Below are 24,108 nucleotides of genomic sequence, written 5' to 3'. Positions count from 1 at the left end.
CGACAAAAACCAACTAGAAATAAAAACAAAACAAATATGATAACATATAGTGCAGAAGGCGTTAAAATGCCTAAAATAAAGAAAAGACTAATATCAAAGTGGATAAAAGCAGTGGCTAAAAGTCATGGTTTTAAAACTGGAGATATAGGCTATATGTTTGTAGATGATGAAAAAATTCTTGAGGTAAACAACGAGTATCTTGGACACGACTATTATACCGACATCATCACCTTCGACTATGATGAGGACGATACCATCAGTGGCGACCTCGTAATTTCGCTCGATACTGTTCGCACCAATGCCGAACTCTTCCATAAAACCTATGAGGACGAGCTAGAACGTGTTATCATTCACGGCATTCTCCACCTATGTGGCATCAACGATAAGGGGCCTGGCGAGCGTGAAATCATGGAAGACAACGAGAATAAAGCCCTTGCTTTGCTCCGCCAGCTAGCAGCAGAAGAAAAATAAGAAATAAGCGTTTAAAGTATAATAGATAAGCGCTTAAATAGTCATAGGTAATCTTTCAAACAACGAAAGGTTACCTTTTTTATTGTAATCTACCACCTTTTGATCTGAAAAATAAATTATTTTTCATTTGTTTTTAATTTATTTTTACTATAAAAATAAATTATTTTTCATCGCAAAACATAACATATTGATTTACAACAGATTACCTTTTGCAATTAAAAAGGTTATCGTTTACAATTAAGAAAATGATATTTTAGAAAAAAACATACCTATCCTCAACAACACAAAAGAAAGATAGTGATAGGAAAAGGGTATAGATTACAGATAAAACACGGCTTCGTTGCCCTCGTTAAACAACAAATCGAGGATACTCATATTAGCTTTAAAGCCATGCTTTTGCTGATAAACCTGATAATAGGGCTTAGCAACAAAGTCGGGATCGAGTGTAGGGTGTTTAGGGCGAATAGCTTCACGGAGGTCGAGAATATCTTCTGCTGGCTCTAAAACAAATTCATCGGTAAGGGTGATATTGGGAGAAATATCGATGAGTTCGCACATTTTTTGTGTGATCTCAAGATTAAAATCGAAAAGAAAATCCCATTTCTTTTCAAAGAAAGGGCGAATATCGTCTTCGTAATACTCGAAGAAAGGACTCTCGCCATAAGCCGACTGCAACGCATTCCAATGTAGATGCCGCCAGTTGCCATGATCGCTAATGCGCACATCCGTCATAGGACATTTGGTTGTTTCAAACTTTTCAACAGGAATGGATAAGGCTTGCTCGCCATTCGTAGTAGGAATTATACACCTATTACGATAGGTTTGCTTCTGAAAATTATCCCACCGTTCTATCGCAACCGTTGTGTACCGATTGAGTTTTTGGTACCACTGAATAGGTCCAAAGTAGGTGGTAGAGAGCAAAACCTTATCCATTATGCTAAGATATATAAATAAATTGTATTAAGCCTACTTAATGTTATCTACCCAAGTAAATAAGCGACTCCAGCGGATAGCACCGAACCCCTTACGATCAGGGTCGCTACTCCACCAAATAAAAATAGGCTTCCCTACAATATGATCTTCAGGAACAAAGCCCCAATAGCGGCTATCGGCAGAGTTATGACGGTTGTCTCCCATCATCCAATAGTAATCCAACTTGAATGTATAGCTATTGGTTTGCTTACCATTTATGAAGATTTTATCTCCTTTCACCTGCAGATTGTTCTTTTCATATACCTTGATACAACGCTCATAGACAGGGAGATTAGCCAAAGTAAGTGTGATGCTCTTACCCTTTTGAGGGATCCAAATAGGGCCATAATTATCTCTTGTCCAATTGGTATAGGCATTGAGAGGATAGTTTGGACCGCTATATACGTCCTTGTCGGTTACAGGGCGAATCGCTGCTAACCACCCTTTCGACTTTAGAGCATCAATAGCACGCTTGGTAAGTGGTAAGTATCCGTCAAACTGCTGTAATACACTAGTGTTTAAAACAAGACCATCCTGCACATCATAACCATGCAAACGTGCAAGACTTTCTACATCCTCATTGCTAATACCATTCTCTTTACGGAAGTCGGCATTAGCATCATTGGCTAGGTCGGCACTAGTAATTCCCTTCCACTTCACGAAGTAAGTATACTGAACATTTTCTGGTTCCTTGTTTGCTTTACCATTAAGATATACTATTCTGTTCTTAATTTGAAGAGTCTGACCAGGCAAACCAACACAACGTTTTACATAGTTTTCTCGACGATCGGTAGGGCGAGAGTCGAGTACCCCATATATATTAGCATTGGCAAGAATATAGCTTCTACCCATATTATAAGCTTGTGAGAAGAAAGAACGTTGCTGCTGAAGCGTCATCGTTGCAAGATTGATATTGGGTTTTTGCTGTGCCAATAGGCTTTCGCCTAAGGTATAGGCACTTTGATAATAATCTTGTGCAGCATAATTAGGATTGGTCATAATGGTATCGCCTGCTGGATAATTGAACACGACAATATCGTTCAACTCAACTTTGCCCAAACCTTTCACACGCCGATAGTCCCAATGAGGCCATTCCACATAGCTCTTACAATTGAAAATAGGCAAAGTATGCTGCGTAAGCGGCATTGTTAGCGGTGTCTCTGGGATACGAGGACCATAGCTAGCCTTAGACACGAAGAGGTAATCGCCCGTGAGGAGCGACTTTTCCAATGAGGAAGAAGGGATAACATAGTTCTGAAAGAAGAACAAATTGATAAAATATACTGCTACCAAAGCGAATACTAAGGCATCTACCCAGCCCATAATGAAGCGTACAGGGCCCTCTGCTTCTTTCCACCATTGCCATTTTATCTTCTTAGATATGTAAATATCATAGATAAAAGGTAATAGGATTAAGCCCCACCATGAGCCTACCCAAAAAAGGAACAGCAAGTAAAGGACAGTAACACAAATAAATTTTGCCCATTGTTTTCTTGGGTCAAGTTTGGCTTTTTCTTTATCAATCATGCGTTTATTCTATTTCGTTTTCAGAAAAATTTGTTCGTACTCTTAGAAAAAAATATTCATATTTCTTGAAAAATGTATGCACACTTTTTTCAAAACTTATGCTACAATAGTAAGGGGGTTAAAACTTAAACAAGTCGCTTGTAGTGAGCAAGCCTTCGTGATCTTTGGTGTATTCAGCAGCAAGCACAGCTCCTAGGGCGAAGCCTTGACGGCTATGTGCATCGTGGGTAATAGTAATTTGGTCGGCTTCCGAGTTGTAAGTAATGGTGTGAATACCCGGCACTTCATCGGTGCGAATGGAGGCAATAGGTAGTTCGTTATCACCTATTTCTTGGCTTTCTTCCACTGTTCCATCGGCTAAGTGTTGCGCACCCTTCACCCATTTATCCTTACGATCGAGGTTATCAATGATTTCTTCTGCCAAGGTAATGGCTGTTCCTGATGGTGCATCAAGCTTATGAACGTGATGCACTTCCTCCATTTCGACATCATACTGTGGGAAACCATTCATGATTTTAGCTAAATAGCGATTGACAGCCGAGAAGATAGCCACACCAATAGAGAAGTTGCTAGCCCAAAAAAGGGTCTTGCCTTCTTCTTTGCAAAGGCGCTCCACCTCAGTTTTATGTTCATTCATCCAGCCCGTAGAGCCACTCACTACCTTTACATTATGTGCAAAAGCACGTAGGTAATTGTCGTAAGCAGCAGTAGGATTGGTAAACTCTATAGCCACATCGGCAGATGCAAAAGCAGGCGAATCGAAGTCGGCTATGTTATCAATATCAATAATACTCACTATTTCATGTCCACGATCGCGCGCTATTTGCTCAATCATGTGTCCCATTTTTCCGTAACCTATAAGTGCTATCTTCATATTATTTCGTTTATTTATTGATGTACAAAGGTAAGTAGTTTGCTACATAACACAAAAACAATTCACTAATTTTAATTGGAAGTAAACTATTATGATGGTTGAAAATCAAGTAAATATAGGGTAAAAGAGCAAATATTTTAAGGTAAAAAAACACACAAATAGATTGAATAGTAGCAACCTTTTTACATATATTTATGGTATTTTGGAACAATAAATACAACAAATGGGATATAAACAAAATATAAAAACTATCTTTGTATGCGCTTTTTAAGCACTCAATTATTAATCAATTTAAATAAAACAAAGAAATGAAAAAGTGTTTATTATCTATTTGTCTAGTGCTATGTAGTGTACTTAATGTATTGGCTCAACACACAGAAGCTGATAAGATCATAGGTACTTATCTCACTGAAAATAAGAATGCTAAAGTAGCTATCACAAAAAGTGGGAACAAATATGTTGGCAAACTCGTTTGGACAAAAACTCAAGGCAAGCTTGACACGCATAACCCTAAGGCGGCAGAACGCACCAAACCATTGGTAGGAAAGAGTATTGTGTATGGGTTTACTTATTCGGGAAAGAACGTATGGGAAAACGGTAAGATTTATGATCCTGAAAATGGTAAGACTTATAGCTGTAAAATTACCATGAAAAGTAATGGTGATCTTACGGTAAGAGGCTTTATTGGCTTCTCGCTTCTAGGACGTAATACTGTGTGGACACGCATTAAGTAAAAATAAATTTATCATATTTGGCGGTAATTGTGGATAGTTTTTCGTATTTTTGTCGGTACCTAAAACTTACTATAAACGCATGGAACAGTTACTCCATTATGTGTGGAAACATAAGCTTTTCCCGCTTGTTGGCTTAGAAACGACGAGCGGACAGCGAGTAGAAGTAATAGATACGGGGCTGCATAACACCAATGCAGGACCCGATTTCTTTAATGCTAAAATTCAGATAGGTAACACATTATGGGTGGGAAACGTAGAAATTCATGATCGATCGTCCGACTGGTTTATACATAAACATCAGCTAGACAGCAGGTATAATAACGTTATCCTACATGTAGCTGGCGTGATAGATGGTGAGGTATGTACTGAAGCTGGCGAAACTCCACCTCAACTTCAGCTCTCTGTGCCTGCCGAAGTGCAGAAAAACTATCAAGAACTGATCAAAGGAGATAACTATCCACCTTGTTATAAGATAGTTCCAAAACTATCAAAACTAATGGTTCACTCATGGATGAGCGCTTTACAAACCGAGCGTTTAGAACAAAAGACGGAAGCAATCCTACAACGTGTTAAGCACTTTAATGGTTCGTGGGAAGAGGCTTACTTTGCTACTTTAGCACGAAACTATGGCTTTGGCATTAATGGTGAGGTCTTTGAACTATGGGCAAAGCAGTTCTCTTTACAAAAAACGATAGCCCACCACCGTGATAACTTAGTACAAGTAGAAGCGTTTTTCTTAGGGATGGCAGGTTTGTTAAATCCACTCTCTATTCCAGAACGTTACCGAGAGGAAGCCATTCAGCACCCTTATTATAAAAGGTTGTGCAAAGAATTCCTTTTTTTGTCGCACAAGTTTGGTGTAGAGCCTATACATTTCACACAATGGAAGTTTCTTCGCTTGCGCCCACAGAACTTTCCTCACATCCGAATAGCGCAGCTTTCACAATTATATTTTATGCAAAAAGCTAGCTTATCGAGCATAATAGAGTGTGAAACGATTAAGGATTTGCGGAAAAAATTACAAACAGAAGTGAGCCAATATTGGCAAACCCACTATCTATTCGGTGCCGAAAGTACAGAGAACAAGAAGCATCTCTCTGCTCATTCCATTGATTTGATCATCATAAATACAGTAGTACCTATGCTTTTTGCTTACGGACGCTACAAAAGTGATGAATATTTGGTGGATAAAGCCTTCTCACTCCTTGAACAATTGAAAGCAGAAGACAACCATATTGTTCGTATGTGGCGCGAGGTTGGTTTACAAATAGAGACGGCAGGAGATGCCCAAGCACTCATACAACTGAAGAAAGAATACTGCGATTGTAAAGATTGCTTGCGGTGTAGGATAGGTTATGAATACCTAAAGGTAAGGTAAAATTGGTATATCAAACCTATAAACACCTATTATTTGCTATATCCTTTTATAATAATAACCCTTTAACAAAATTAAGAATGAAAGAGAACAACTATATTTTTGAGACTAGAATGGAAGTGCGCGACTATGAATGCGACATCCAAGGTATCGTAAACAATGCTAACTATCTTCACTATACGGAACACACACGTCATCGCTTTTTGCGCTGGTTAGGTGTTAGCTTCTCCGATCTTCACGACAAAGGTGTTGATCCTGTAGTAGCTAGAATGAGCTTATCGTATAAGGTTCCACTTCGCTGTGATGATGAATTTATCTCTCGTATGGGACTTCAGAAGAAGGGATTACGCTGGGTTTTCAACCACGATCTTTACAGAGCAAGCGATGAAACACTATGTTTTCATGCCGATGTAGATCTTGTAACGCTCATTAATGGCAAATTAGGCTGGAGCGAAGACTACGACAAAGCTTTCTCAAAGGTGCTAAAATAAGCACTTAATAATATCTTACCTTATAGATATATGCTATCAACAGAAACGCTAAATACGATGATTCTTTCTCGCTTGGCACAATTTCGCCCAGCAGAACTCTTAACTATCTATCAAAAAGCAGAAAGTGCTTCGGAGATCATCGACCACCGAAGCGATATTAAAAGCTTGTTTCCTGATGCTTCAAAATACCTTATAGAAGCATTAGGTGATATAGATATGATACGAGAAAGAGTGGAGAAAGAAGCCGAATTCATCGATAAAAAGGGTATAAAAGTACTTACTTTCAACGATGCTGACTATCCACAGCGATTGAAAGAATGTCCTGATGCGCCGTTAGCACTATACTATAAGGGTTCGGCAAGTCTGAACACAAGGCGCAGTATCAATATTATTGGTACTCGCCATTGCACCAACTACGGTAAAGATCTTATCCTGTCGTTCGTAAGAGAGCTAAAGGATCTATGTCCACACGTGGCAATTTACAGTGGACTAGCGTATGGAGTAGATATCAATGCACATCGTTTTGCACTTGCAAATCATCTCGAAACCATTGGTGTTTTAGCCCATGGACTTGATATGATCTATCCCACTGCTCATCGTTCAACCGCTACTGAGATGACGAACCATGGCGGATTGCTCACTGAATATATGTCAGCCACACAGCCAAAGGCACACAACTTTGTACAAAGGAATAGGATTGTGGCAGGATGTAGTGATGCAACTATTCTCATTGAGTCGGCTTCTAAAGGCGGAGGGCTCATTACTTGCAGCATAGCAAGAAGCTATCACCGTGATGTTTTCGCCTTTCCGGGTAGCGTTGGAGCAGAGTTTAGCGAAGGATGTAACAACCTTATCCGAGACAATGGTGCTAGTCTTATCACCAATGCCTACGACTTTGTGAAAGCAATGGGTTGGGACGACACTATAAAACTAGAAGAAGCGCATCAAAAAGGGATTGAGCGTACACTCTTTCCGAACCTAACACAAGAGGAAGAGTGCGTTGTTGCAGCCCTAACCAAGCAGAATGACCTCCAAGTAAATCTACTTTCGATACAGTCGGGAGTATCTATCTCTACCCTCACAGGCATACTTTTTGGCTTAGAAATGAAAGGAGTTGTAAAGATGTTAGCTGGTGGAGTATACCATTTGTATACGCTATAAGCACTGTTTAGCTTCTAAATTTCCACCTTCATCTTTACATAATTCTCCATTTGTCGATAAAAGCTCTTTTGGTCAATATCGGTCGATGGCGTAATATCTTGTAAAGAAGCTGCAAGGTTTTGCATTTCCCACGTAATGGCAAAACCTAGCTTTTTACGAACATCCAAACACTTATCTAGTTCGTATTTCGCCCTACTCTTATAATAACGGAAGAACAAATTAGCCAATGTAAAGCGAATACGTTGCTTAAATTTATCATCCTTTTGAGCCAACAAGGCACGACAAAGTAAGGCAATCTTTATCTTTTCTTCATCAATAAGATTGGCTAATTCTTGATAAAGATAGGCTTGGTGATGATACTTTATAAGGTGTCTATAAATATTAATCGCCTTATCTTTCTTCCCCATTATGCTGTAAATAATCGCTTTATAACGCTGATTATTCATGTTATAAGGCGCATATTTCAAAGCAATAGCTAAGATATTAGCAGCTTGTAATGCCTTTTCCACACTCGGATGAAGTTCTAATTCCTTGAAAACTCTGCTTACAATACGCATTCCTAACGATGGTATAGGATGATTTTCGGCACGTTCCATCTTCCAATCTTCCTCTATCAGCTTCTCAATACCCCACTCTTGAATGAAGTTTAACATTGAAAACGTGGGATGATGATCATAAACAAAGATGGCAGCACGTAGCAATACGGCTTGACCTGACAGTTCTTTATCTTCCATTGTAGGATAAACACGCACTAAACTCTGAAATATTTTATATGCTTCCTCTAGGTTTCGCTGCTTAAAACGAAGTTTCATCATATCCACTCCCACCCAAAACATGGCAAGGGTGGTGTACTTTCCTTTATGGACAGCATACATAGGGAGAATGGCAGCATAAGCTTCTTCTGTCTTACCCTGCTTCCTTAACTCGAAAACATCGCGTACTTCCATAGGCTTTAAGCGGTTAGTGTATATTGCAAATATAGATATTTTTCATATCAATACACAAACTTTTAAGCATATTTATTTCATGATTGTGCATCTAATTAGGGGAGAAATAGTAACTTTGTATAAGTTCGGCTGCACTCGGCAATAAACAAGCAAGCTTGAATTGCACTCGTTTGCACGAACTTTGTATAAGCTCGGCTGCACTCGGCAATGAACAAGCAAGCTTGAATTGCGCTCGTTTGCACGAACTTTGTATAAGTTCGGCTGCACTCGGCAATGAACAAGCAAGCTTGAATTGCACTCGTTTACACGAACTTTGTATATAATAATTCACACCCAAAACATCAATATTTTTATGAAATACCTATTGGTTTCAGATATACATGGTTGCCTTCCCACACTCGAGAAGGTGCTCCGTTTTTATGATAACAATCACTGTGATATGCTCTGTATCTTAGGAGATATTCTCAATTATGGTCCACGTAACACCATTCCCGATGGCATTAATGCACCTAGTATCGTAGAGGCATTGAACAAACGAGCAAGGGACATCATTGCTATTCGTGGTAATTGCGACGCAGAAGTAGACCAAATGCTACTCCATTTCCCTATACTTTCCGACTATACTATGCTTGTTGATAATGGTAAAAAACTATTCCTTACGCACGGACATATTTATAATAAGGAGCATCTTCCACAAGCTGGCATTGATGCAATCGTCTACGGACATACGCATCTTTGGGAGTTATCTAAGCAAAATGGGGTATTAGTTGGCAATACGGGGTCGATTACTTTTCCCAAAGGTGGTAACGAACCCACCTTTATGACCTACGAAGATGGCACGTTTACCGTGTTCAGTCTCGATGGAAAAGCATTAAAACAAGAACGTATCTAAACAAAAAAGCTTGCCAATGTGGCAAGCTTTTTTGTTTAAATCTCTCCTTGTTCTGCTTTCTCTTTTAGAAATCCTCGTATCTCTTCGAGCATTGTTAGCAGTTCATTCATCTTAGTACAACGAAGCATTGCAATACGCATTTGTTTAAAATCGGGTACACCTTTGAAGATAGGCGATGAGGCTAAATGTCGGCGTGTATGTAGAATACCACGATATTCGTCAATACGTTCCACATTGATGCGCAGCATTTCTTCTAGTACATCCACCTTGTCGTCAAGCGTAAGCGCATCTTGCTCCTTACTAAAAAGCCATGGACAACCAAACGTAGCACGACCTATCATTACCGCATCTACCCCATATTTATCAAAATGTTCATAAGCATCTTTCACGCTAGTAATATCGCCATTGCCTATGATAGGTATATGAATACGTGGGTTCTTTTTCACCTCTCCTATCAGTGTCCAGTCGGCATTACCCGTGTACATCTGTGCCCTAGTGCGCCCATGAATGGTTAACGCCTTTGCTCCACAGTCTTGTATCTGCTCGGCTAGTTCGGTAATAACGAGGTTGTTCTCGTCCCACCCTAGTCGTGTCTTTACTGTAACAGGTACGTTTACAGCCTTCACCACCTCGCGAGTAATGTCTAAAAGCAATGGAATATTCTTCAACATACCAGAGCCAGCACCCTTACCAGCCACCTTCTTAACAGGGCATCCAAAGTTAATATCTATCACATCGGGCTTTGCTTCCTCCACTATTTTGGCAGCTTCCACCATTGATTCTACATTATTACCATATATCTGAATACCCGTTGGACGCTCTTCATCGTCGATAACCATCTTCGATAGTGTCGATTTTATACTGCGAATAATGGCATCTGCCGATACAAATTCGGTGTAAACCATAGCAGCTCCATAGCGTTTGCACATTTTACGAAAGCCAATATCGGTTACATCTTCCATCGGTGCAAGAAACAATGGACGTTCGCCTAAGTCTATATTTCCTATCTTCATAAGTGCAAAGATAACAAAAAAAGCATATATTGCTCATACAGCGCAAAAGCATTTTGCAACTAGGTTGTAAAACATAGTAGCTATCTTTGCATTCATAAGACAAAATAACACAGTAAAGAAAAGACAGAGTAACAGAGCAAAAAACAAAATAATAAATAGATAATAACACGTTATGAAGAAAAAATTAGTACGTATCATCTTAACAGTCGTGTTGCTTCTCGGGGCGTGGCTCATAGAGGAAAACACGGTTTTACCTATGTGGCAACTGCTTTTAGTTTACCTAGTTCCCTACCTCTTAATAAGTTACGACATACTTGGCGAGGCTGTAGAGGGCATCATTGAGCGTGATCCTTTCGATGAAGATTTACTCATGGCAATAGCTACGATCGGTGCATTAGGCATTGGTTTCTTACCTCAAGCCGAAGCACAATTTATGGAAGCAGTATTTGTGATGCTATTTTTCCAGATAGGAGAACTCTTTGAAGATTATGCAGAAGATCGTGCTCGCGACTCAATTGCAGCGTTAATGGATATTCGCCCTGATGCAGCCTACTTAGAAAAAGGCGGAAACATCGAAAGGGTTTCACCCGAAACTATCAATATTGGCGATGTGATCGTGGTAAAACCAGGCGAAAAAGTGCCATTAGATGGTGTTGTCTTGGAAGGCAATTCGAGCCTCAACACAGTAGCACTGACAGGTGAGAGTATGCCTCGCAATGTAGCCAAAGATGATGAAGTGATCTCTGGTTGTGTGAATATTTCAGGAGTATTGAGGGTAAAAGTATCGAAAGTTTTTAGCGAATCTACCGCTAGTAAGATTCTTAATTTGGTAGAAAATGCTAGCGATAACAAGTCGAAAAGTGAGTCGTTTATTCATCGTTTCGCCCACATCTATACCCCTATTGTTGTGCTACTTGCCCTCGTTTTGGCATTTATTCCTCCCTTCTTTTATCCCGCTTATAGCGAAGCCTTTGCCGTTTGGCTCTATCGTGCCTTAACTTTCTTAGTCGTTAGCTGCCCTTGTGCCTTGGTGATCTCTATTCCGTTGACCTTCTTTGCGGGCATCGGTGGTGCTTCTCATAAGGGTATATTGATAAAGGGTGGCAACTATATGGATGCGCTTTCAAAGCTCCATACCATCGTTTTTGATAAGACGGGCACCCTTACTCACGGCTCTTTTGAGGTAACAGCCATACACCCTGAGCAGATAGATGAGCATGAGTTGCTCCATCTTGCTGCCCACGTTGAACGTTTTTCTACACACCCTATAGCCCTCGCTTTACGACAAGCATACGCACATGAAGCCGACAATTGTATCATAGAAAACGTGCAAGAACTAGCGGGAAATGGTATCACAGCCACTGTAAATGGTCGACAAGTGAGCGTAGGCAATGAGCGAATGATGCAACAACAGGGTATCACTATTCCTCCTTGTAATCACTGTTCTCACCAAGAAACAGACACTATCATCCATGTAGCTATCAACGGATCGTATGCAGGGCATATAGTGATTGCCGACAAATTAAAGTTGGATATTCCTGCTGTTATTAAGAAATTGAAGCGTTTAGGCATTGCTAAAACGGTGATGCTGACGGGCGATAAAGAGAGCGTTGCAGCCCAAGTGGCACTAGCAACGGGCATAGATAGCTATCATGCCGAGCTACTACCTGCCGACAAAGTGAGCCATGTGGAGCGACTTATTGCTACCAAACCTACCGATGAAACCTTAGCTTTTGTGGGCGATGGTATCAACGATGCACCTGTACTTGCACGTGCCGATGTGGGCATAGCAATGGGTGGTTTGGGTAGTGATGCAGCTATAGAAGCGGCTGATGTAGTACTTATGGACGACCAACTCTCGAAAATTTCCGAAGCCATTCGCATCTCGCGCCACACTATTAACATAGCTAAGCAAAACGCTATCTTTGCCATTAGCATAAAGATAGCCGTCCTTATCCTTGCCACTTTTGGCTTAGCCTCTATGGGATTAGCAGTCTTTGCCGATGTAGGTGTAATGGTATTAGCAGTGATCAATGCCATGAGAGTATTACGCACATAATAGGTTTTACTTTAAAACAAAGAGCTAGCAGGGACAGACAACCCCTTTCCTGCTAGCTCTTTTCTTTTATATTGCATTTCAACTCGTTGGATTTTAGTAACAAATCCCACTGCTTTTACGACCGAAATCCTAAACATTCCTATCTTTTCTTTCTGTTATATCGTGTATTGTATATTTCTTTTATATTTGCAAACAACACGCTATATAACTTTATTTTTTCATCTTGTTTATGCCCAAATACATTATAAAACTAGCAAAGCAATTTCTCTTATTGCTACTATTTGCCTTGCCTTTTATAGCAAAAGCACAAAAGATATTGGTGTGCGATGCCGTTAGTAGATTTCCTGTGCGTGATGTTGAAGTGCGGGTGGACGGCAAACTGATTGGCAAAACCATTTATTTAGGTACAATATCCCTACCCGATTCGTTTAAAATGGCTCACTTTAGTGCGAAAGGCTATTTACCCGAAAAGCTAAAACGAGCAGAAGTTTTGTGCGATACCGTGTTTCTTTTCCCAAGCAAACATAGCCTCAACGAGGTAGTAGTTATAGGCAGATATAGGATCAATGCCGATAGTTTATCAAGGAGTATGCCTAAAAGAGATATGAAAGATTATGGGTACCTACCAAATATTGGTGGTGGGTTTGATTTTGCAACTATGTTCGATAAGCGTCTAAACCGCGACCGAGAGCATACGCGACAAAATAGGGAAATCTTTAAAAAGCTCGATGGTAAGGATGCGATAGAGCGAGCTTACACTGAGGAAATGGAGAAAAAGCGCGTGTTAGAAGCAGCCATAGAGCGAAGAAAAGCCAACAAAAAAGAAACTAGTAATGCTGCGCACTAAGCCCCATTCGATGAATAAAGGACATTTGAAAGATATAGCCTTTCAAATGTCCTTTATTATATTTGTGTGTATAAGAACCTAACTTTTAATGTTTAGAAGTAACATCACTTACATTATATTTACCATCGCCAGCTTTTGTACCAAGCTCGTAATAAGTGTCTTTACTTAGCCCTGTAATATCTACTGTTTGTACCGACGAACCCGGTCCTTGATTAAAGATTACGTTAAAGGTGTATCCTCCTATGCTCACTGGGAAATCATAGCTATACCATGTTTCACCATTAATCGTCATTACATTCATTGGTTTACCCGGCCACTCTACACCTAGCAACTTAGAATCGTTAGCATCCCAAGCCCAAATATATACGTTATTCCAATCGGCAGGCTTCTTAAAATATATTTTAGCTGTATATGCCACAAAGGTATTAATCGTGTACTTATGGCTCACAACGCTAGTAATAGCTCCATTCTGTACAAGAGCCACTGTCAATGTTGCGCTTTTATCAATCGTAATAACACCATTAGCAGGCACAGCAGTAGCGTTTACTGTTGGCTGCTTACCGTCTAAAGTATAAACGAGCTTACCACCATTTGCGGCAGCGGTAGCAGTTACGGTAACATCTACACGATTATAATAACTTCCATCTACTTTGCTAAACAGGATAGTTTTATCGCTGTAAGCACCCTTTGTCTCTAAAAGGTAAGCATAGTGATTACCACTGAGGATATTGGTATATCCATTCTCTGCCGAGGTAGCACCTGCTTTTGATCCCACACAGACAATAAGATTTCCATACATACCCTTTATCTTTGCTCTAAACAAGTTGGCTTCAGAAGTGATCACTTCATAGCTAGAGGTGTTGGTAATACCTGCTATCTTGCGAGCATCTATCATTGCTTTTATTTCGTTCTTATAGGCTTTCCAGTGAGGAAGGAACACGCAAGGGGTACCCGGCATAGCCAATAGATAGGCATTTGCTGCTGCAATATCGTTGGTAATAGGGTCTTTCTTATACCCTTCAGCATTACCACGATCTTGCATATCGTGATTTTCAATAAATGTTACTGCATAACGACGATAGTTGGCATCGTGTATCAGGTTATCTTGACTATTCAACTTGCGCCAATCACCACTTTGAGCTGCCTCACTAACATTGTATCTAAAACGGAAGTCGAAGGCTGCACTCTTCTTGTAGGTGGTGTTAATCCAATTCTTTATAGCATCATTATTATCCCAATATTCACCTACAGAATACTGAATACCAACAGCATCGTTATATTCGGCAATGTGGCTTCCATGAAAACCCTTTACCATATCATAGCGGAAACCAGTATAACCAAGGTCGTCTTTTAGGTATTTCACGTATGCTTTGATAACATTTCGTACATTTTCGCTATTGTGGTCAAGGTCGCGACAACCATCCCAGTCAGTACCTTCATCATCTTTGTCACTGAGCTTATAACCTTGTGCTGCCGTCTTCCCGTTATCATCATTACGAGTAATATCAGTAGCGTGCATTTGATAAGTAACATTATTATATTTTTCAGCAGGGAAATCTACCCAAGAACCATTGTTACCTTCTACGTTTCTATGATTAACCACCACATCGGCTACAATCCCCGTACCCTTATCCTTAAAGGTCTTGATCATAGCACGAAGTTCTGCTTCTGTACCAAAACTAGAATTTTGATCGAAATAATATACAGGCATATAGCCCATATTTTTATGGTCTGTCTTACAATTACCGCTTTGTGGAACCCAAATAAGACTGAAATACTTCGATAATTCGTCTGCCTGACTCGTTAGGTTAGTCCACTTGGTATCTTCGTAAGAATCCCAAGAGAAGCCTTGAAGCATTACCCCACTATAATTGTCAAGCCACCCTTCAGAAGGAGTTGGAACAGTAGGAACAGGGGTAGGCGGGGTGGGTTCTGTAGAAGAACCACCCAAATCGCTTGCTTTAGAACAAGATGACAACAATGCTGCTGCCATTGCAAAATAGATAAAATTACGAATTTTCATATAGTTGTAATTAATAGATTTTCTATACGTAGGTTGTATCATCATAAAGAACATACTGATAGGATTATAAACTGACACCACACAATAGTTCTTGTAATATAACTTTAATTTAGCGGCATAAAATTACTGCTTTGCGGCTTAACATAGAGAGCAAAATGATATAAATCAAGCGCAAATACTATGCAAACGATTGCGTTCTGTAGACGAAATAAGTTATATCATAAGGTAATACATCACCGCTTTTCTAGTAAAAGATAACCTTCCGAGACGTTAATGATAACCTATTGACTAACAATAGATTATCTTTTGATATGAAAAATAACCTATTTTTGCAATAAAAATAAATTAAAAACACAATAAAAATAAATTGTTTTTCAATATAAAAGATAACCTTTTGCATCACAAAAGCTTATCTTTTACTTGATGAAACTTTATCTTTGACAGCTAAAAGGGTAGTATTGGGCTATGCAGAAAAGAGCTGCACACAGCCTCTAATGTGTGTAACTTCAATAGCTTACTCTATACAAAAATAGATAGTTATTTGGCATTCTGCTTATTAATTGCTATTTTTGCATACTTAAAAACGAAATATAAAACATAACATAAACAGATGTCATTAGTACAAATTAAAAAGGTTGAGACGAAGAAAGATTTAAAGACTTTCATCGACTTCCACTACGACCTTTACGAAGGCTGCCCTTATGATGTGCCTAACTTGTTTAGCGATGATATGAACACGCTATCTAAGGATAAGAATGCTGCTTTCGATTTTTGTGAGGCAGAATACTATTTGGCTTATAAAGCGGGAAAACTCGTAGGGCGTGTAGCTGCTATTATCAATAATAAAGCAAACGAGAAGTGGCAAACAAAAAATGTGCGTTTTGGCTGGATCGACTTTGTGGACGATATAGAAGTATCGGAGGCTTTGCTAAAAGCTGTGGGAGATTTCGGCCGCAGCAGGGGCATGGAACAGATTGTTGGACCGCTAGGCTTTACCGATATGGATCCTGAAGGTATGCTCACGTGGGGCTTCGATAAGCTTGGAACAATGGTCACTATTTATAACTATGAGTATTATCCTAAGCACTTAGAGCAGCTAGGAGGCTGGGAAAAGGACAATGACTATATAGAACAGTTTCTTGTTGTTCCACAAGAAATACCCGAGAAATATGCAAAGATTGCAAACATGATACAACGCAGATACAACCTCAAGGTGAAGAAACTCACCAAGAAAGATGTGTTTGAGGGTGGATATGGTCGCAAACTCTTTGAGATTGTAAACGAGACTTACAAAGACCTTTATGGGTTCTCACAGCTTACCGATCGCCAAATTGATCAGTATGTGCAGATGTATTTCCCATTGGCGAACCTCGATTTCATCACCGTTATTTTGGATGGAAACAAGAATGACGCTATTGCTGGTATGGGTATCACAATACCATCGCTGAGCCGCGCCTTGCAAAAATGCCATCGCGGACGGTTATATCCCTTTGGGTGGTGGCATCTGCTAAGAGCCATTAAGTTTAATAAAACAGAGGGGGTCGATTGTCTTTTGGTAGGGTTCTTACCAGAATATCGCTCAAAAGGGGCTAACGCTTTGCTCTTTGCCGACCTTATCCCACGCTTTGCTAAAGCAGGATTTAAATGGGGCGAGAGTCAGGTAGAAATGGAAACCAACGAAGGGGTACAAAGCCAATGGGGACCACTAAATCCTGAAATTCACAAGCGACGTCGCTGCTGGAAGAAGAGCATACAGTAAAATCACCCAAAAACCTCCCCCATAGGGAGGCTTTTTGTAGTTACTAAATAAGGATAAGAAGGAAAAAAATATGGCTGAAGAAGCTAAAAGCAAAGTGCAATACACCGATGATAATATCCGACACTTATCGGATATGGAGCATGTGCGTACACGCCCGGGTATGTACATAGGGCGCTTAGGTGATGGAAAATTGCCAGAAGATGGTATTTATGTTTTGCTCAAGGAGGTTATCGACAACTCTATAGACGAGTTTAAGATGGAGGCTGGCAACAGAATAGAGATAGATATAGAGGAAAACCTTCGGGTATCGGTACGCGATTATGGTAGAGGTATTCCACAAGGAAAGCTAGTAGAAGCAGTGTCGATGCTGAATACTGGTGGTAAATACGACTCGAAAGCTTTTAAGAAAAGCGTAGGACTGAACGGCGTGGGTGTGAAAGCGGTAAACGCTTTGAGCGCAAAGTTTGAAGTAAAGAGTTTTCGTGAGGGAAAGGTGCGCCATCTATGGTTTGAAAAAGGCGAACTAAAGGACGACAAAACATCGAAATCGACCGATGAAAACGGTACTTTTATCTATTTCGAGCCCGACAACACGCTATTTAAAAACTATCAGTTCCACGATGATATAGTGGAGACAATGCTCCGCAATTACACGTATTTGAACACGGGACTGACTATTATGTACAATGGTCGCCGTATCTTAAGCCGTCATGGTTTGAAAGATTTGCTAACCGATAATATGACGGTGGATCCGCTATATCCCATTGTTCACATGAAAGGGGAAGACATAGAGATAGCGTTTACACATACCAATCAGTATGGCGAAGAATATTATTCCTTCGTAAATGGACAGCATACCACGCAGGGAGGAACGCATCAAACGGCGTTTAAAGAGCATATTGCAAAAACCATTAAGGAGTACTTTGGTAAATACGAATACGGTGATATTCGCAACGGGCTAGTAGCTGCAATCGCTGTAAATGTGGAGGAGCCTATTTTCGAATCGCAAACGAAAGTGAAGCTAGGAAGCACACAAATGGCACCAGATGGCGACACGATAAATAAGTATGTGGGCGATTTTATTAAACTAAATGTAGACAACTACCTTCATATTCATAAGGAAGACTGCTCGGATATACTAGAAAATAAGATCAAAGAAACGGAAAGAGAGCGCAAAGCTATGGCTGGAGTAACAAAGCTAGCACGAGAAAGAGCGAAGAAAGCAAATCTCCATAACCGAAAGTTGCGCGACTGCCGTATCCACTATAGTGATGTGAAGAATGACAGAAAGGAGGAAAGTGCTATCTTTATTACAGAGGGCGACTCGGCAAGTGGATCAATTACCAAAAGCCGTGATGTGAATACGCAAGCAGTATTCTCGCTTCGTGGTAAACCGCTAAACTCGTTTGGACTGACAAAAAAGGTGGTATATGAAAATGAGGAATTTAATCTTCTGCAAGCTGCTTTAGACATAGAAGAGGGCTTAGATAGTCTGCGTTACAACAAGGTGATTGTAGCTACCGATGCCGATGTAGATGGTATGCACATTCGATTGCTCATTATTACCTTCTTCTTACAGTTCTTTCCCGAACTGATTAAGAAAGGACACGTATATGTATTGCAAACACCTCTATTCCGCGTGCGCAATCGTAGAACGAAGATAAAGAATAAGAAAGTGATTGCGGAAGCTGATAAGAATAAGGCAAAAGGAGAAAAGAAAAGCGACTTTATCACGCGTTATTGCTACTCGGAAGAGGAAAGATTAGAGGCGATTTCGGCATTAGGACCAGAACCAGAGATTACACGTTTTAAGGGACTAGGCGAGATCTCGCCCGACGAATTTGCCCATTTCATCGGTCCAGACATGCGCCTTGAACAAGTAACCTTACACAAAAATGATCAGGTACAGAAGCTCTTGGAGTACTACATGGGCAAGAATACGATGGAACGCCAAAACTTTATCATTGATAATCTGGTGGTGGAGGAAGACATCGTTGACGAGAATATCGCTTATTAACCGCCTACCATCATAACCATAGAAAGAACCATTATGAGAAAAAAAATATTAGTATTGGCTGCCGTACTAGCGTTGTTGCCATCGCTAGCAAGTGCGCAACTGAAGTTTAACTTTAGTAGCAACTCTCCACTTCGCAAGTTACAAATGGCGGAAATGGCTATTAACTCGTTTTACGTTGACTCTGTAAACGAACAAAAGCTAGCAGAGGATGCCATTCGAGGAATGCTCAAAGAGCTAGATCCTCACTCAACTTATTCGAATGCAAAGGAAACCAAAGCCATGAACGAACCTTTAGAGGGCGACTTTGAGGGTGTTGGTGTTCAGTTTAACATGATGAGTGATACTTTGGTGGTTATTCAGCCTGTAGTGAATGGACCATCGGAGAAAGTGGGCATTATGGCTGGCGATCGCATTGTAGCGGTTAACGATTCAACGATTGCTGGGGTAAAGATGGACAGAATAGACATCATGAAAAAGCTTCGCGGACGCAAGGGATCGAAGGTGAAACTCACTATTGTACGCCGTGGAGTGAAGAACCGTTTGCAGTTTGTTGTTACGCGTGCAAAGATCCCTGTACACACGTTAGATGCGGCATATATGATTCGCCCTGAAGTGGGATATATCCGCTGGGGTAGTTTTGGTGCTAAGACTTACAACGAGTTTATGACTGCTGTTGACTCGCTTCAGCACAAGGGTATGAAGCAACTGATCATCGACTTGCAAGATAATGGCGGTGGATACCTGCAAGCAGCCGTACAGATTGCTAATGAGTTCTTACAATATGGTGATATGATCGTTTATACAGAGGGGCGCAGTATCAAGCGTCAGGAGTTTCGTGCGAACGGTCGTGGCAAACTAAAAGATGTCAAAGTGTATGTGCTTGTGAATGAGTTTACAGCCTCAGCAAGCGAGATTGTGAGCGGTGCTATACAAGATAATGATCGCGGAATGGTGATTGGTCGCCGCACCTTTGGTAAGGGATTAGTGCAACGTCCTATCGATTTGCCCGATGGAAGTATGATCCGTCTCACCGTAGCTCACTATTATTCACCTAGTGGTAGATGTATTCAGAAACCTTACAAAAAAGGAGATCAAGACGATTATGATATGGATCTTGAGAACCGATTGAAGCACGGAGAGTTGACAAACGCTGATAGTATCCATTTTGATAAGTCGCAGAAGTACTATACAAAGGTACAGAAACGCATTGTGTATGGGGGTGGGGGTATCATGCCAGATGTGTTTGTTCCGCTTGATACTATGCAATATACGCGTTTGCATCGACAACTAATAGCTAAGAATATTGTGATGGATGCTTATTTGAAATATGCCGATCAAAACCGTAAACAGCTAAAGTCGCAATACAAATCGTTTGAAGTTTTCGATAAAAACTATATGATACCTCAATCGCTTATCGACCAGATCTTTGCCGAAGGGAAGAAGCAAAAGCTAGAAGCAAAGGACGAGAAAGAGCTTCAGAACACACAAAAATACATGAAACTACAGCTTAAAGCGCTCATAGCTCGTGATCTTTGGGATATGAGTGAGTACTTCCGAGTATGGAATGAGCAGAGTAATATCGTGAAAAAAGCATTGGAAGTAATAGGACGATGAGCTATACATGAGAGTGTAAAACACACTTTTATTGAACGTAAAAGGCACTTTTGCTGAAAGTAAAACACACTTTTATTGAACGTAAAAGTAAAAAAATAGGAGCAGGTTGATGTGTCATACCGCTCCTATTTTTTTATTTATCTGCATCAAAAATCTCTACTGTTGCTCGAAATAAGCATTGATTTCGGCAACGTTATCGCCATCGTTTGGCTTAATATCTTTGATTACTTTACCCTTTTCAAGTAACAAGATGCGAGAACAAATATCAGAAACAAACTGAATATTATGGCTAGAAATGAGGACGGTTGTACCTTGTTCGCTACAAATTTGTTGGATCTTCTTAGCCACAAAGATCTGTGAAGAAGGGTCAAGATAGTTGAAAGGTTCGTCTAAGATTAGCACTTTGGGCGTAACAATCATAGCGCCTATAATACCTATCTTTTGTTTATTACCTTGTGAAAAATCCTTTATCAGCTTATTAGTACCCAATATTTCGCCACCATCAATAGCAGAAAACTCGGCTAAACGTTGTTGAAGATCGGCTTCAGAGATATGATAAGCCTTAGCAATGAAGTTGAAATACTCCTCTGGACTGTAGAATTCGATAAGAAAACTACCATCAATGAACGAGCCAACCCACTCTTTCCACTGTTCTGTCTCACAGACATTGGCTCCACCAATGAGAACATCACCATCTGTTTTCTCTATTAAGTCGAGCATAAGACGCATTAAAGTAGTCTTACCAGCACCGTTATTACCTACTAAGCCTACAAGTTCTCCCTGATTGATTGTTAAGTTTTCTATATCTAGTACAGTAGTATCACCGTATTGTTTTTTGAGGTTTGAAAATTGAATATCCATAGTTTATTCCATGCTTTAATTGTTCATTACCTTATTGTCTTAGCTTTTCTAAGCGTTCATACTTCTTTGCTTTAAACTTATTAGCTATCATTTTTATAACCTTCTTATGAAGAGCAAAGGCTATAATGCCCACTACACAAAGGATTGCCTCTGCTAAATAAACAGACGGAAACAAGATTAAAAGCGTGACATAGATGGCTAGTAGGAATAAAGGTAGCAATCCAAACACGTTAAAACCCATATTAGCTCCTTGGTAATTGAAGAATCCGCTTGAGAAAAGATCTACTCTACTCGACTTTAAACAAGTAAAGAACAATAGCAAATCGAGCGCAAAACTGTAGATAACAGAGGTGATAATAAGGTCTATTCCCCATAATTTAAAGAACACACCCGGCACTAATAACATAGCTGAAATACAATTTAAGCATATAAAAAAGTGGTATTTATCAATCAAATGATCCTCAAGTGCGTATGGTTTGGTAAGGAGTCCATCGATGAAATTTGCCTCAACACCTAGCATAAACTGCCCTAATATAATTGGAGCATAGGAGATAATAAAGAGGAAGAACATATAATAGTTCATCTTATTCGTCCAATATTCATCAGATCCACTTATATTTCCCATGAAATAAGCTTCTCCTGTGAATATTAATAACAATAAGATTATCGGCTTCTTAAAACGTTTTGTACGCCATAAAGCCGCCCATTCCATCGTAAATATACCTACCTTTCCTTCTTTTCCGCCACGTATCGTTGTCTTTTTTTGCTCATCATAGGTATTAAGATTATAGATAAAAACAAAGATACTACCCGCATATAGCAACACAAAGAGTATCACCACAAAGGCTGAAACTATCGGAGAAAAGAATGAAATCCCAACAATAACTACAGGAGTGATAAACATTAAGAAACAAACAAAACCCACCCATGTAGCTGTTGTTAAAAGATAACTATTAGAAAGGCGCACACTTGTAACAAAAAGAGCCACTGTAGTACTTATAATATATGCTAGGACAAAGGCTAACAAAGCATAACCAAAGGGCATTATAAAGCATGCTATGAGTGTTATTAATATGGGTGGGAAAGCTGTCCAATAATCTATTATATTTGAAACAATAATAAACTTCCCCCAAGTAAGTTTCGTAAAAGGTCGCGACTTGATGGCATTGTCCATACCATTTTCCTCTATTTTCATCATAAACATAGACATAAGACAAATGGGAATAACACTCATTGCTAGAGGAACAACGATACTTTGTAATGCTCTTTCGTGTAAAATTTGGGAGAAATTGGTACCAAATCCCCAAAGAAAAGCACCTATCACTGCCATAAAACATAGGAAGAAATAGACCAAAATGCCTAGTTTCTTCCAATCAAAGGTACGTTTTTTCTGTGTCCACCATAATTGTAGTAGTAGTCTTAACATACTTCGACTATTAGTATTTTAGATTTTTCAGTTATCACTTAATGAAGGTTTAAACCTCCATTAAGTTCTCTTCTTTGGCTATAGGCGCAGCTAATCCCTGCATTCTAGCACCTTGTTTTTTGCGTTTTACCTTTAGACGATCAAAGCCATTACCATAAACACCACTTACACGATTCAGTGTTATGAAGGCATTAGGGTCTATTTCATCGATCAAACGATACAACATAGGTGCCTCACGCTTACGCGCTACGGTAAGGATAATCTTTGTTTCATGACCTGTGTAGTAACCTTGTGCATCAAGAAGTGTACAACCTCTTGGATGAGTACCACCGATAATTGCTTCGCAAATTTCTTCATAGCGCTCGGAAATGATGAGGAATTGCACCGACTGACGTCCTACGTTCACTACCTGATCGACAACAAACGAGATCGTAAACAGCGTTACATAACCATAAATTACTTGCTCCCAACTGTGCAGAACAAAGTAGCTAAGCGATACAATAATGATGTCGCAAAGCAAAATAACACGCCCTAGCGATATGTCACGATATTTGTTCACCACAGCAGCAACAATATCCGATCCACCAGAGCTTCCGTTATAAGCTAGTCCAAAACCTACACCAAGACCGCAAAAGATACCACCTATAATGGTTACCATAAACGGCTGAGAGTGTAAGATCATAGGATTTGGGAAAGCTGTACGCATCACACCCACTGCAACAGTAAGCGTTATCACACCATACACCGTACGAACACAGAAACGCCAACCCAAAACTTTGAGTGCGATCGCCAACAAAATTACGTTCATACCAAAGTATGTTACCGTAATAGGTGTGCCTGTACCCCAATAAATAATAGATGCAAGACCTGCCACACCACCGTTTCCTATGTTGTTTGGCAACAAGAAAATAGTCCACCCGATTGCGTATGATACCATACCTACGGCAATCATTACGTAATCAATAATCTCTCGATACAATTGTTTCTTACTAATACTCACGGCTAATGTCTTTTAAAACGTTGTATAATTGTATGCAAAATTAGA

The 24,108-nt window shown here is 39.9% G+C and carries 20 protein-coding genes; 11 read left to right on the top strand and 9 right to left on the bottom strand.

Going from position 1 to position 24,108, the window contains the following annotated elements; genetic code table 11:
- The first annotated feature begins 36 nt into the window (after positions 1–36).
- Positions 37–471: an rRNA maturation RNase YbeY gene (ybeY, locus tag PREBIDRAFT_RS06015; RefSeq protein ID WP_004336448.1), complete on the top strand. Its 435-nt coding sequence runs from the start codon at positions 37–39 to the stop codon at positions 469–471.
- Between the two features lie 318 nt (positions 472–789).
- Here ybeY and PREBIDRAFT_RS06010 read toward each other — a convergent pair whose 3' ends face one another.
- The 3 genes from PREBIDRAFT_RS06010 to dapB all read right to left on the bottom strand — a co-directional run bounded on the left by PREBIDRAFT_RS06010 (position 790) and on the right by dapB (position 3,844).
- Complete coding sequence (locus tag PREBIDRAFT_RS06010) at positions 790–1,404, bottom strand: WbqC family protein (protein ID WP_004336449.1); 615 nt, start codon at positions 1,402–1,404, stop codon at positions 790–792.
- Between the two features lie 33 nt (positions 1,405–1,437).
- Positions 1,438–2,970 carry a signal peptidase I gene (lepB, locus tag PREBIDRAFT_RS06005; RefSeq protein WP_004336450.1) on the bottom strand — a complete coding sequence of 511 codons (1,533 nt, stop codon included), beginning with the start codon at positions 2,968–2,970 and terminating at the stop codon, positions 1,438–1,440.
- Between the two features lie 118 nt (positions 2,971–3,088).
- Positions 3,089–3,844: a 4-hydroxy-tetrahydrodipicolinate reductase gene (gene dapB, locus PREBIDRAFT_RS06000; RefSeq protein WP_004336451.1), complete on the bottom strand. Its 756-nt coding sequence runs from the start codon at positions 3,842–3,844 to the stop codon at positions 3,089–3,091.
- 308 nt (positions 3,845–4,152) lie between these two features.
- Here dapB and PREBIDRAFT_RS05995 point away from each other — a divergent pair, with 308 nt between their 5' ends.
- The 4 genes from PREBIDRAFT_RS05995 to dprA all read left to right on the top strand — a co-directional run bounded on the left by PREBIDRAFT_RS05995 (position 4,153) and on the right by dprA (position 7,605).
- Complete coding sequence (locus PREBIDRAFT_RS05995; RefSeq protein WP_004336452.1) at positions 4,153–4,578, top strand: DUF2147 domain-containing protein; 426 nt, start codon at positions 4,153–4,155, stop codon at positions 4,576–4,578.
- 79 nt (positions 4,579–4,657) lie between these two features.
- Positions 4,658–5,956 carry a DUF2851 family protein gene (locus PREBIDRAFT_RS05990; RefSeq protein WP_004336453.1) on the top strand — a complete coding sequence of 433 codons (1,299 nt, stop codon included), beginning with the start codon at positions 4,658–4,660 and terminating at the stop codon, positions 5,954–5,956.
- Between the two features lie 77 nt (positions 5,957–6,033).
- Positions 6,034–6,444, top strand: a complete 411-nt coding sequence (locus PREBIDRAFT_RS05985; RefSeq protein ID WP_004336454.1) for an acyl-CoA thioesterase — start codon at positions 6,034–6,036, stop codon at positions 6,442–6,444.
- Positions 6,445–6,474: 30 nt separating this feature from the next.
- Positions 6,475–7,605: a DNA-processing protein DprA gene (gene dprA / locus PREBIDRAFT_RS05980; protein ID WP_004336455.1), complete on the top strand. Its 1,131-nt coding sequence runs from the start codon at positions 6,475–6,477 to the stop codon at positions 7,603–7,605.
- Between the two features lie 14 nt (positions 7,606–7,619).
- Here dprA and PREBIDRAFT_RS05975 read toward each other — a convergent pair whose 3' ends face one another.
- Positions 7,620–8,552 carry a DUF7017 domain-containing protein gene (locus tag PREBIDRAFT_RS05975; protein WP_004336456.1) on the bottom strand — a complete coding sequence of 311 codons (933 nt, stop codon included), beginning with the start codon at positions 8,550–8,552 and terminating at the stop codon, positions 7,620–7,622.
- A 352-nt stretch (positions 8,553–8,904) separates the two neighbouring features.
- Here PREBIDRAFT_RS05975 and yfcE point away from each other — a divergent pair, with 352 nt between their 5' ends.
- Positions 8,905–9,444, top strand: a complete 540-nt coding sequence (gene yfcE / locus PREBIDRAFT_RS05970) for a phosphodiesterase (RefSeq protein ID WP_004336458.1) — start codon at positions 8,905–8,907, stop codon at positions 9,442–9,444.
- A gap of 35 nt (positions 9,445–9,479) precedes the next feature.
- On the opposite strand, the gene dusB is transcribed toward yfcE, so the two are convergent.
- Positions 9,480–10,457 carry a tRNA dihydrouridine synthase DusB gene (dusB, locus tag PREBIDRAFT_RS05965; RefSeq protein WP_004336331.1) on the bottom strand — a complete coding sequence of 326 codons (978 nt, stop codon included), beginning with the start codon at positions 10,455–10,457 and terminating at the stop codon, positions 9,480–9,482.
- A gap of 172 nt (positions 10,458–10,629) precedes the next feature.
- Between dusB and PREBIDRAFT_RS05960 the strand changes: the two genes are divergently transcribed.
- On the top strand, positions 10,630–12,516 hold the full coding sequence (locus PREBIDRAFT_RS05960; RefSeq protein WP_004336330.1) for a heavy metal translocating P-type ATPase: 1,887 nt from the start codon (positions 10,630–10,632) through the stop codon (positions 12,514–12,516).
- 229 nt (positions 12,517–12,745) lie between these two features.
- Positions 12,746–13,363, top strand: coding sequence for a hypothetical protein (locus tag PREBIDRAFT_RS05955; protein WP_004339475.1), 618 nt, complete (start codon positions 12,746–12,748; stop codon positions 13,361–13,363).
- An 85-nt stretch (positions 13,364–13,448) separates the two neighbouring features.
- On the opposite strand, the gene PREBIDRAFT_RS05950 is transcribed toward PREBIDRAFT_RS05955, so the two are convergent.
- Entirely contained in the window at positions 13,449–15,386 is a 1,938-nt protein-coding gene (locus tag PREBIDRAFT_RS05950) for a starch-binding protein (RefSeq protein WP_004336328.1), read from the bottom strand.
- 610 nt (positions 15,387–15,996) lie between these two features.
- Here PREBIDRAFT_RS05950 and PREBIDRAFT_RS05945 point away from each other — a divergent pair.
- From PREBIDRAFT_RS05945 to PREBIDRAFT_RS05935, 3 genes are all read left to right on the top strand, one after another.
- A complete protein-coding gene (locus PREBIDRAFT_RS05945) occupies positions 15,997–17,145 on the top strand; it encodes a hypothetical protein (RefSeq protein ID WP_004336327.1) in 1,149 nt (382 codons plus the stop codon).
- Positions 17,146–17,215: 70 nt separating this feature from the next.
- On the top strand, positions 17,216–19,162 hold the full coding sequence (locus PREBIDRAFT_RS05940) for a DNA topoisomerase IV subunit B (protein ID WP_004336326.1): 1,947 nt from the start codon (positions 17,216–17,218) through the stop codon (positions 19,160–19,162).
- A gap of 33 nt (positions 19,163–19,195) precedes the next feature.
- Positions 19,196–20,776 (top strand): S41 family peptidase, encoded by a 1,581-nt coding sequence (locus tag PREBIDRAFT_RS05935; RefSeq protein ID WP_004336325.1) that lies wholly within the window; start codon positions 19,196–19,198, stop codon positions 20,774–20,776.
- Between the two features lie 156 nt (positions 20,777–20,932).
- On the opposite strand, the gene PREBIDRAFT_RS05930 is transcribed toward PREBIDRAFT_RS05935, so the two are convergent.
- Genes PREBIDRAFT_RS05930 through PREBIDRAFT_RS05920 form a run of 3 tightly spaced genes read right to left on the bottom strand, consistent with a single transcriptional unit; the run spans position 20,933 to position 24,015 of the window.
- Positions 20,933–21,637: an ABC transporter ATP-binding protein gene (locus tag PREBIDRAFT_RS05930; RefSeq protein WP_004336324.1), complete on the bottom strand. Its 705-nt coding sequence runs from the start codon at positions 21,635–21,637 to the stop codon at positions 20,933–20,935.
- 31 nt (positions 21,638–21,668) lie between these two features.
- Entirely contained in the window at positions 21,669–23,063 is a 1,395-nt protein-coding gene (locus PREBIDRAFT_RS05925; protein WP_004336323.1) for a DUF5687 family protein, read from the bottom strand.
- 49 nt (positions 23,064–23,112) lie between these two features.
- Complete coding sequence (locus tag PREBIDRAFT_RS05920) at positions 23,113–24,015, bottom strand: YitT family protein (RefSeq protein ID WP_174299185.1); 903 nt, start codon at positions 24,013–24,015, stop codon at positions 23,113–23,115.
- Positions 24,016–24,108 lie beyond the last annotated feature (93 nt).

Source organism: Prevotella bivia DSM 20514 (assembly GCF_000262545.1).
Taxonomy (GTDB): Bacteria; Bacteroidota; Bacteroidia; order Bacteroidales; family Bacteroidaceae; genus Prevotella; species Prevotella bivia.
The sequence above is the reverse complement of the archived record's forward strand: the minus strand, read 5'-3'. Positions and strand labels throughout refer to the sequence as shown.

Coding starts and splice junctions, on each gene's coding strand:
- ybeY (WP_004336448.1), top strand. CDS start 37: ATGATAACATATAGTGCAGAAGGCGTTAAAATGCCTAAAATAAAGAAA.
- PREBIDRAFT_RS06010 (WP_004336449.1), bottom strand. CDS start 1,404: ATGGATAAGGTTTTGCTCTCTACCACCTACTTTGGACCTATTCAGTGG.
- lepB (WP_004336450.1), bottom strand. CDS start 2,970: ATGATTGATAAAGAAAAAGCCAAACTTGACCCAAGAAAACAATGGGCA.
- dapB (WP_004336451.1), bottom strand. CDS start 3,844: ATGAAGATAGCACTTATAGGTTACGGAAAAATGGGACACATGATTGAG.
- PREBIDRAFT_RS05995 (WP_004336452.1), top strand. CDS start 4,153: ATGAAAAAGTGTTTATTATCTATTTGTCTAGTGCTATGTAGTGTACTT.
- PREBIDRAFT_RS05990 (WP_004336453.1), top strand. CDS start 4,658: ATGGAACAGTTACTCCATTATGTGTGGAAACATAAGCTTTTCCCGCTT.
- PREBIDRAFT_RS05985 (WP_004336454.1), top strand. CDS start 6,034: ATGAAAGAGAACAACTATATTTTTGAGACTAGAATGGAAGTGCGCGAC.
- dprA (WP_004336455.1), top strand. CDS start 6,475: ATGCTATCAACAGAAACGCTAAATACGATGATTCTTTCTCGCTTGGCA.
- PREBIDRAFT_RS05975 (WP_004336456.1), bottom strand. CDS start 8,552: ATGGAAGTACGCGATGTTTTCGAGTTAAGGAAGCAGGGTAAGACAGAA.
- yfcE (WP_004336458.1), top strand. CDS start 8,905: ATGAAATACCTATTGGTTTCAGATATACATGGTTGCCTTCCCACACTC.
- dusB (WP_004336331.1), bottom strand. CDS start 10,457: ATGAAGATAGGAAATATAGACTTAGGCGAACGTCCATTGTTTCTTGCA.
- PREBIDRAFT_RS05960 (WP_004336330.1), top strand. CDS start 10,630: ATGAAGAAAAAATTAGTACGTATCATCTTAACAGTCGTGTTGCTTCTC.
- PREBIDRAFT_RS05955 (WP_004339475.1), top strand. CDS start 12,746: ATGCCCAAATACATTATAAAACTAGCAAAGCAATTTCTCTTATTGCTA.
- PREBIDRAFT_RS05950 (WP_004336328.1), bottom strand. CDS start 15,386: ATGAAAATTCGTAATTTTATCTATTTTGCAATGGCAGCAGCATTGTTG.
- PREBIDRAFT_RS05945 (WP_004336327.1), top strand. CDS start 15,997: ATGTCATTAGTACAAATTAAAAAGGTTGAGACGAAGAAAGATTTAAAG.
- PREBIDRAFT_RS05940 (WP_004336326.1), top strand. CDS start 17,216: ATGGCTGAAGAAGCTAAAAGCAAAGTGCAATACACCGATGATAATATC.
- PREBIDRAFT_RS05935 (WP_004336325.1), top strand. CDS start 19,196: ATGAGAAAAAAAATATTAGTATTGGCTGCCGTACTAGCGTTGTTGCCA.
- PREBIDRAFT_RS05930 (WP_004336324.1), bottom strand. CDS start 21,637: ATGGATATTCAATTTTCAAACCTCAAAAAACAATACGGTGATACTACT.
- PREBIDRAFT_RS05925 (WP_004336323.1), bottom strand. CDS start 23,063: ATGTTAAGACTACTACTACAATTATGGTGGACACAGAAAAAACGTACC.
- PREBIDRAFT_RS05920 (WP_174299185.1), bottom strand. CDS start 24,015: ATGATTGCCGTAGGTATGGTATCATACGCAATCGGGTGGACTATTTTC.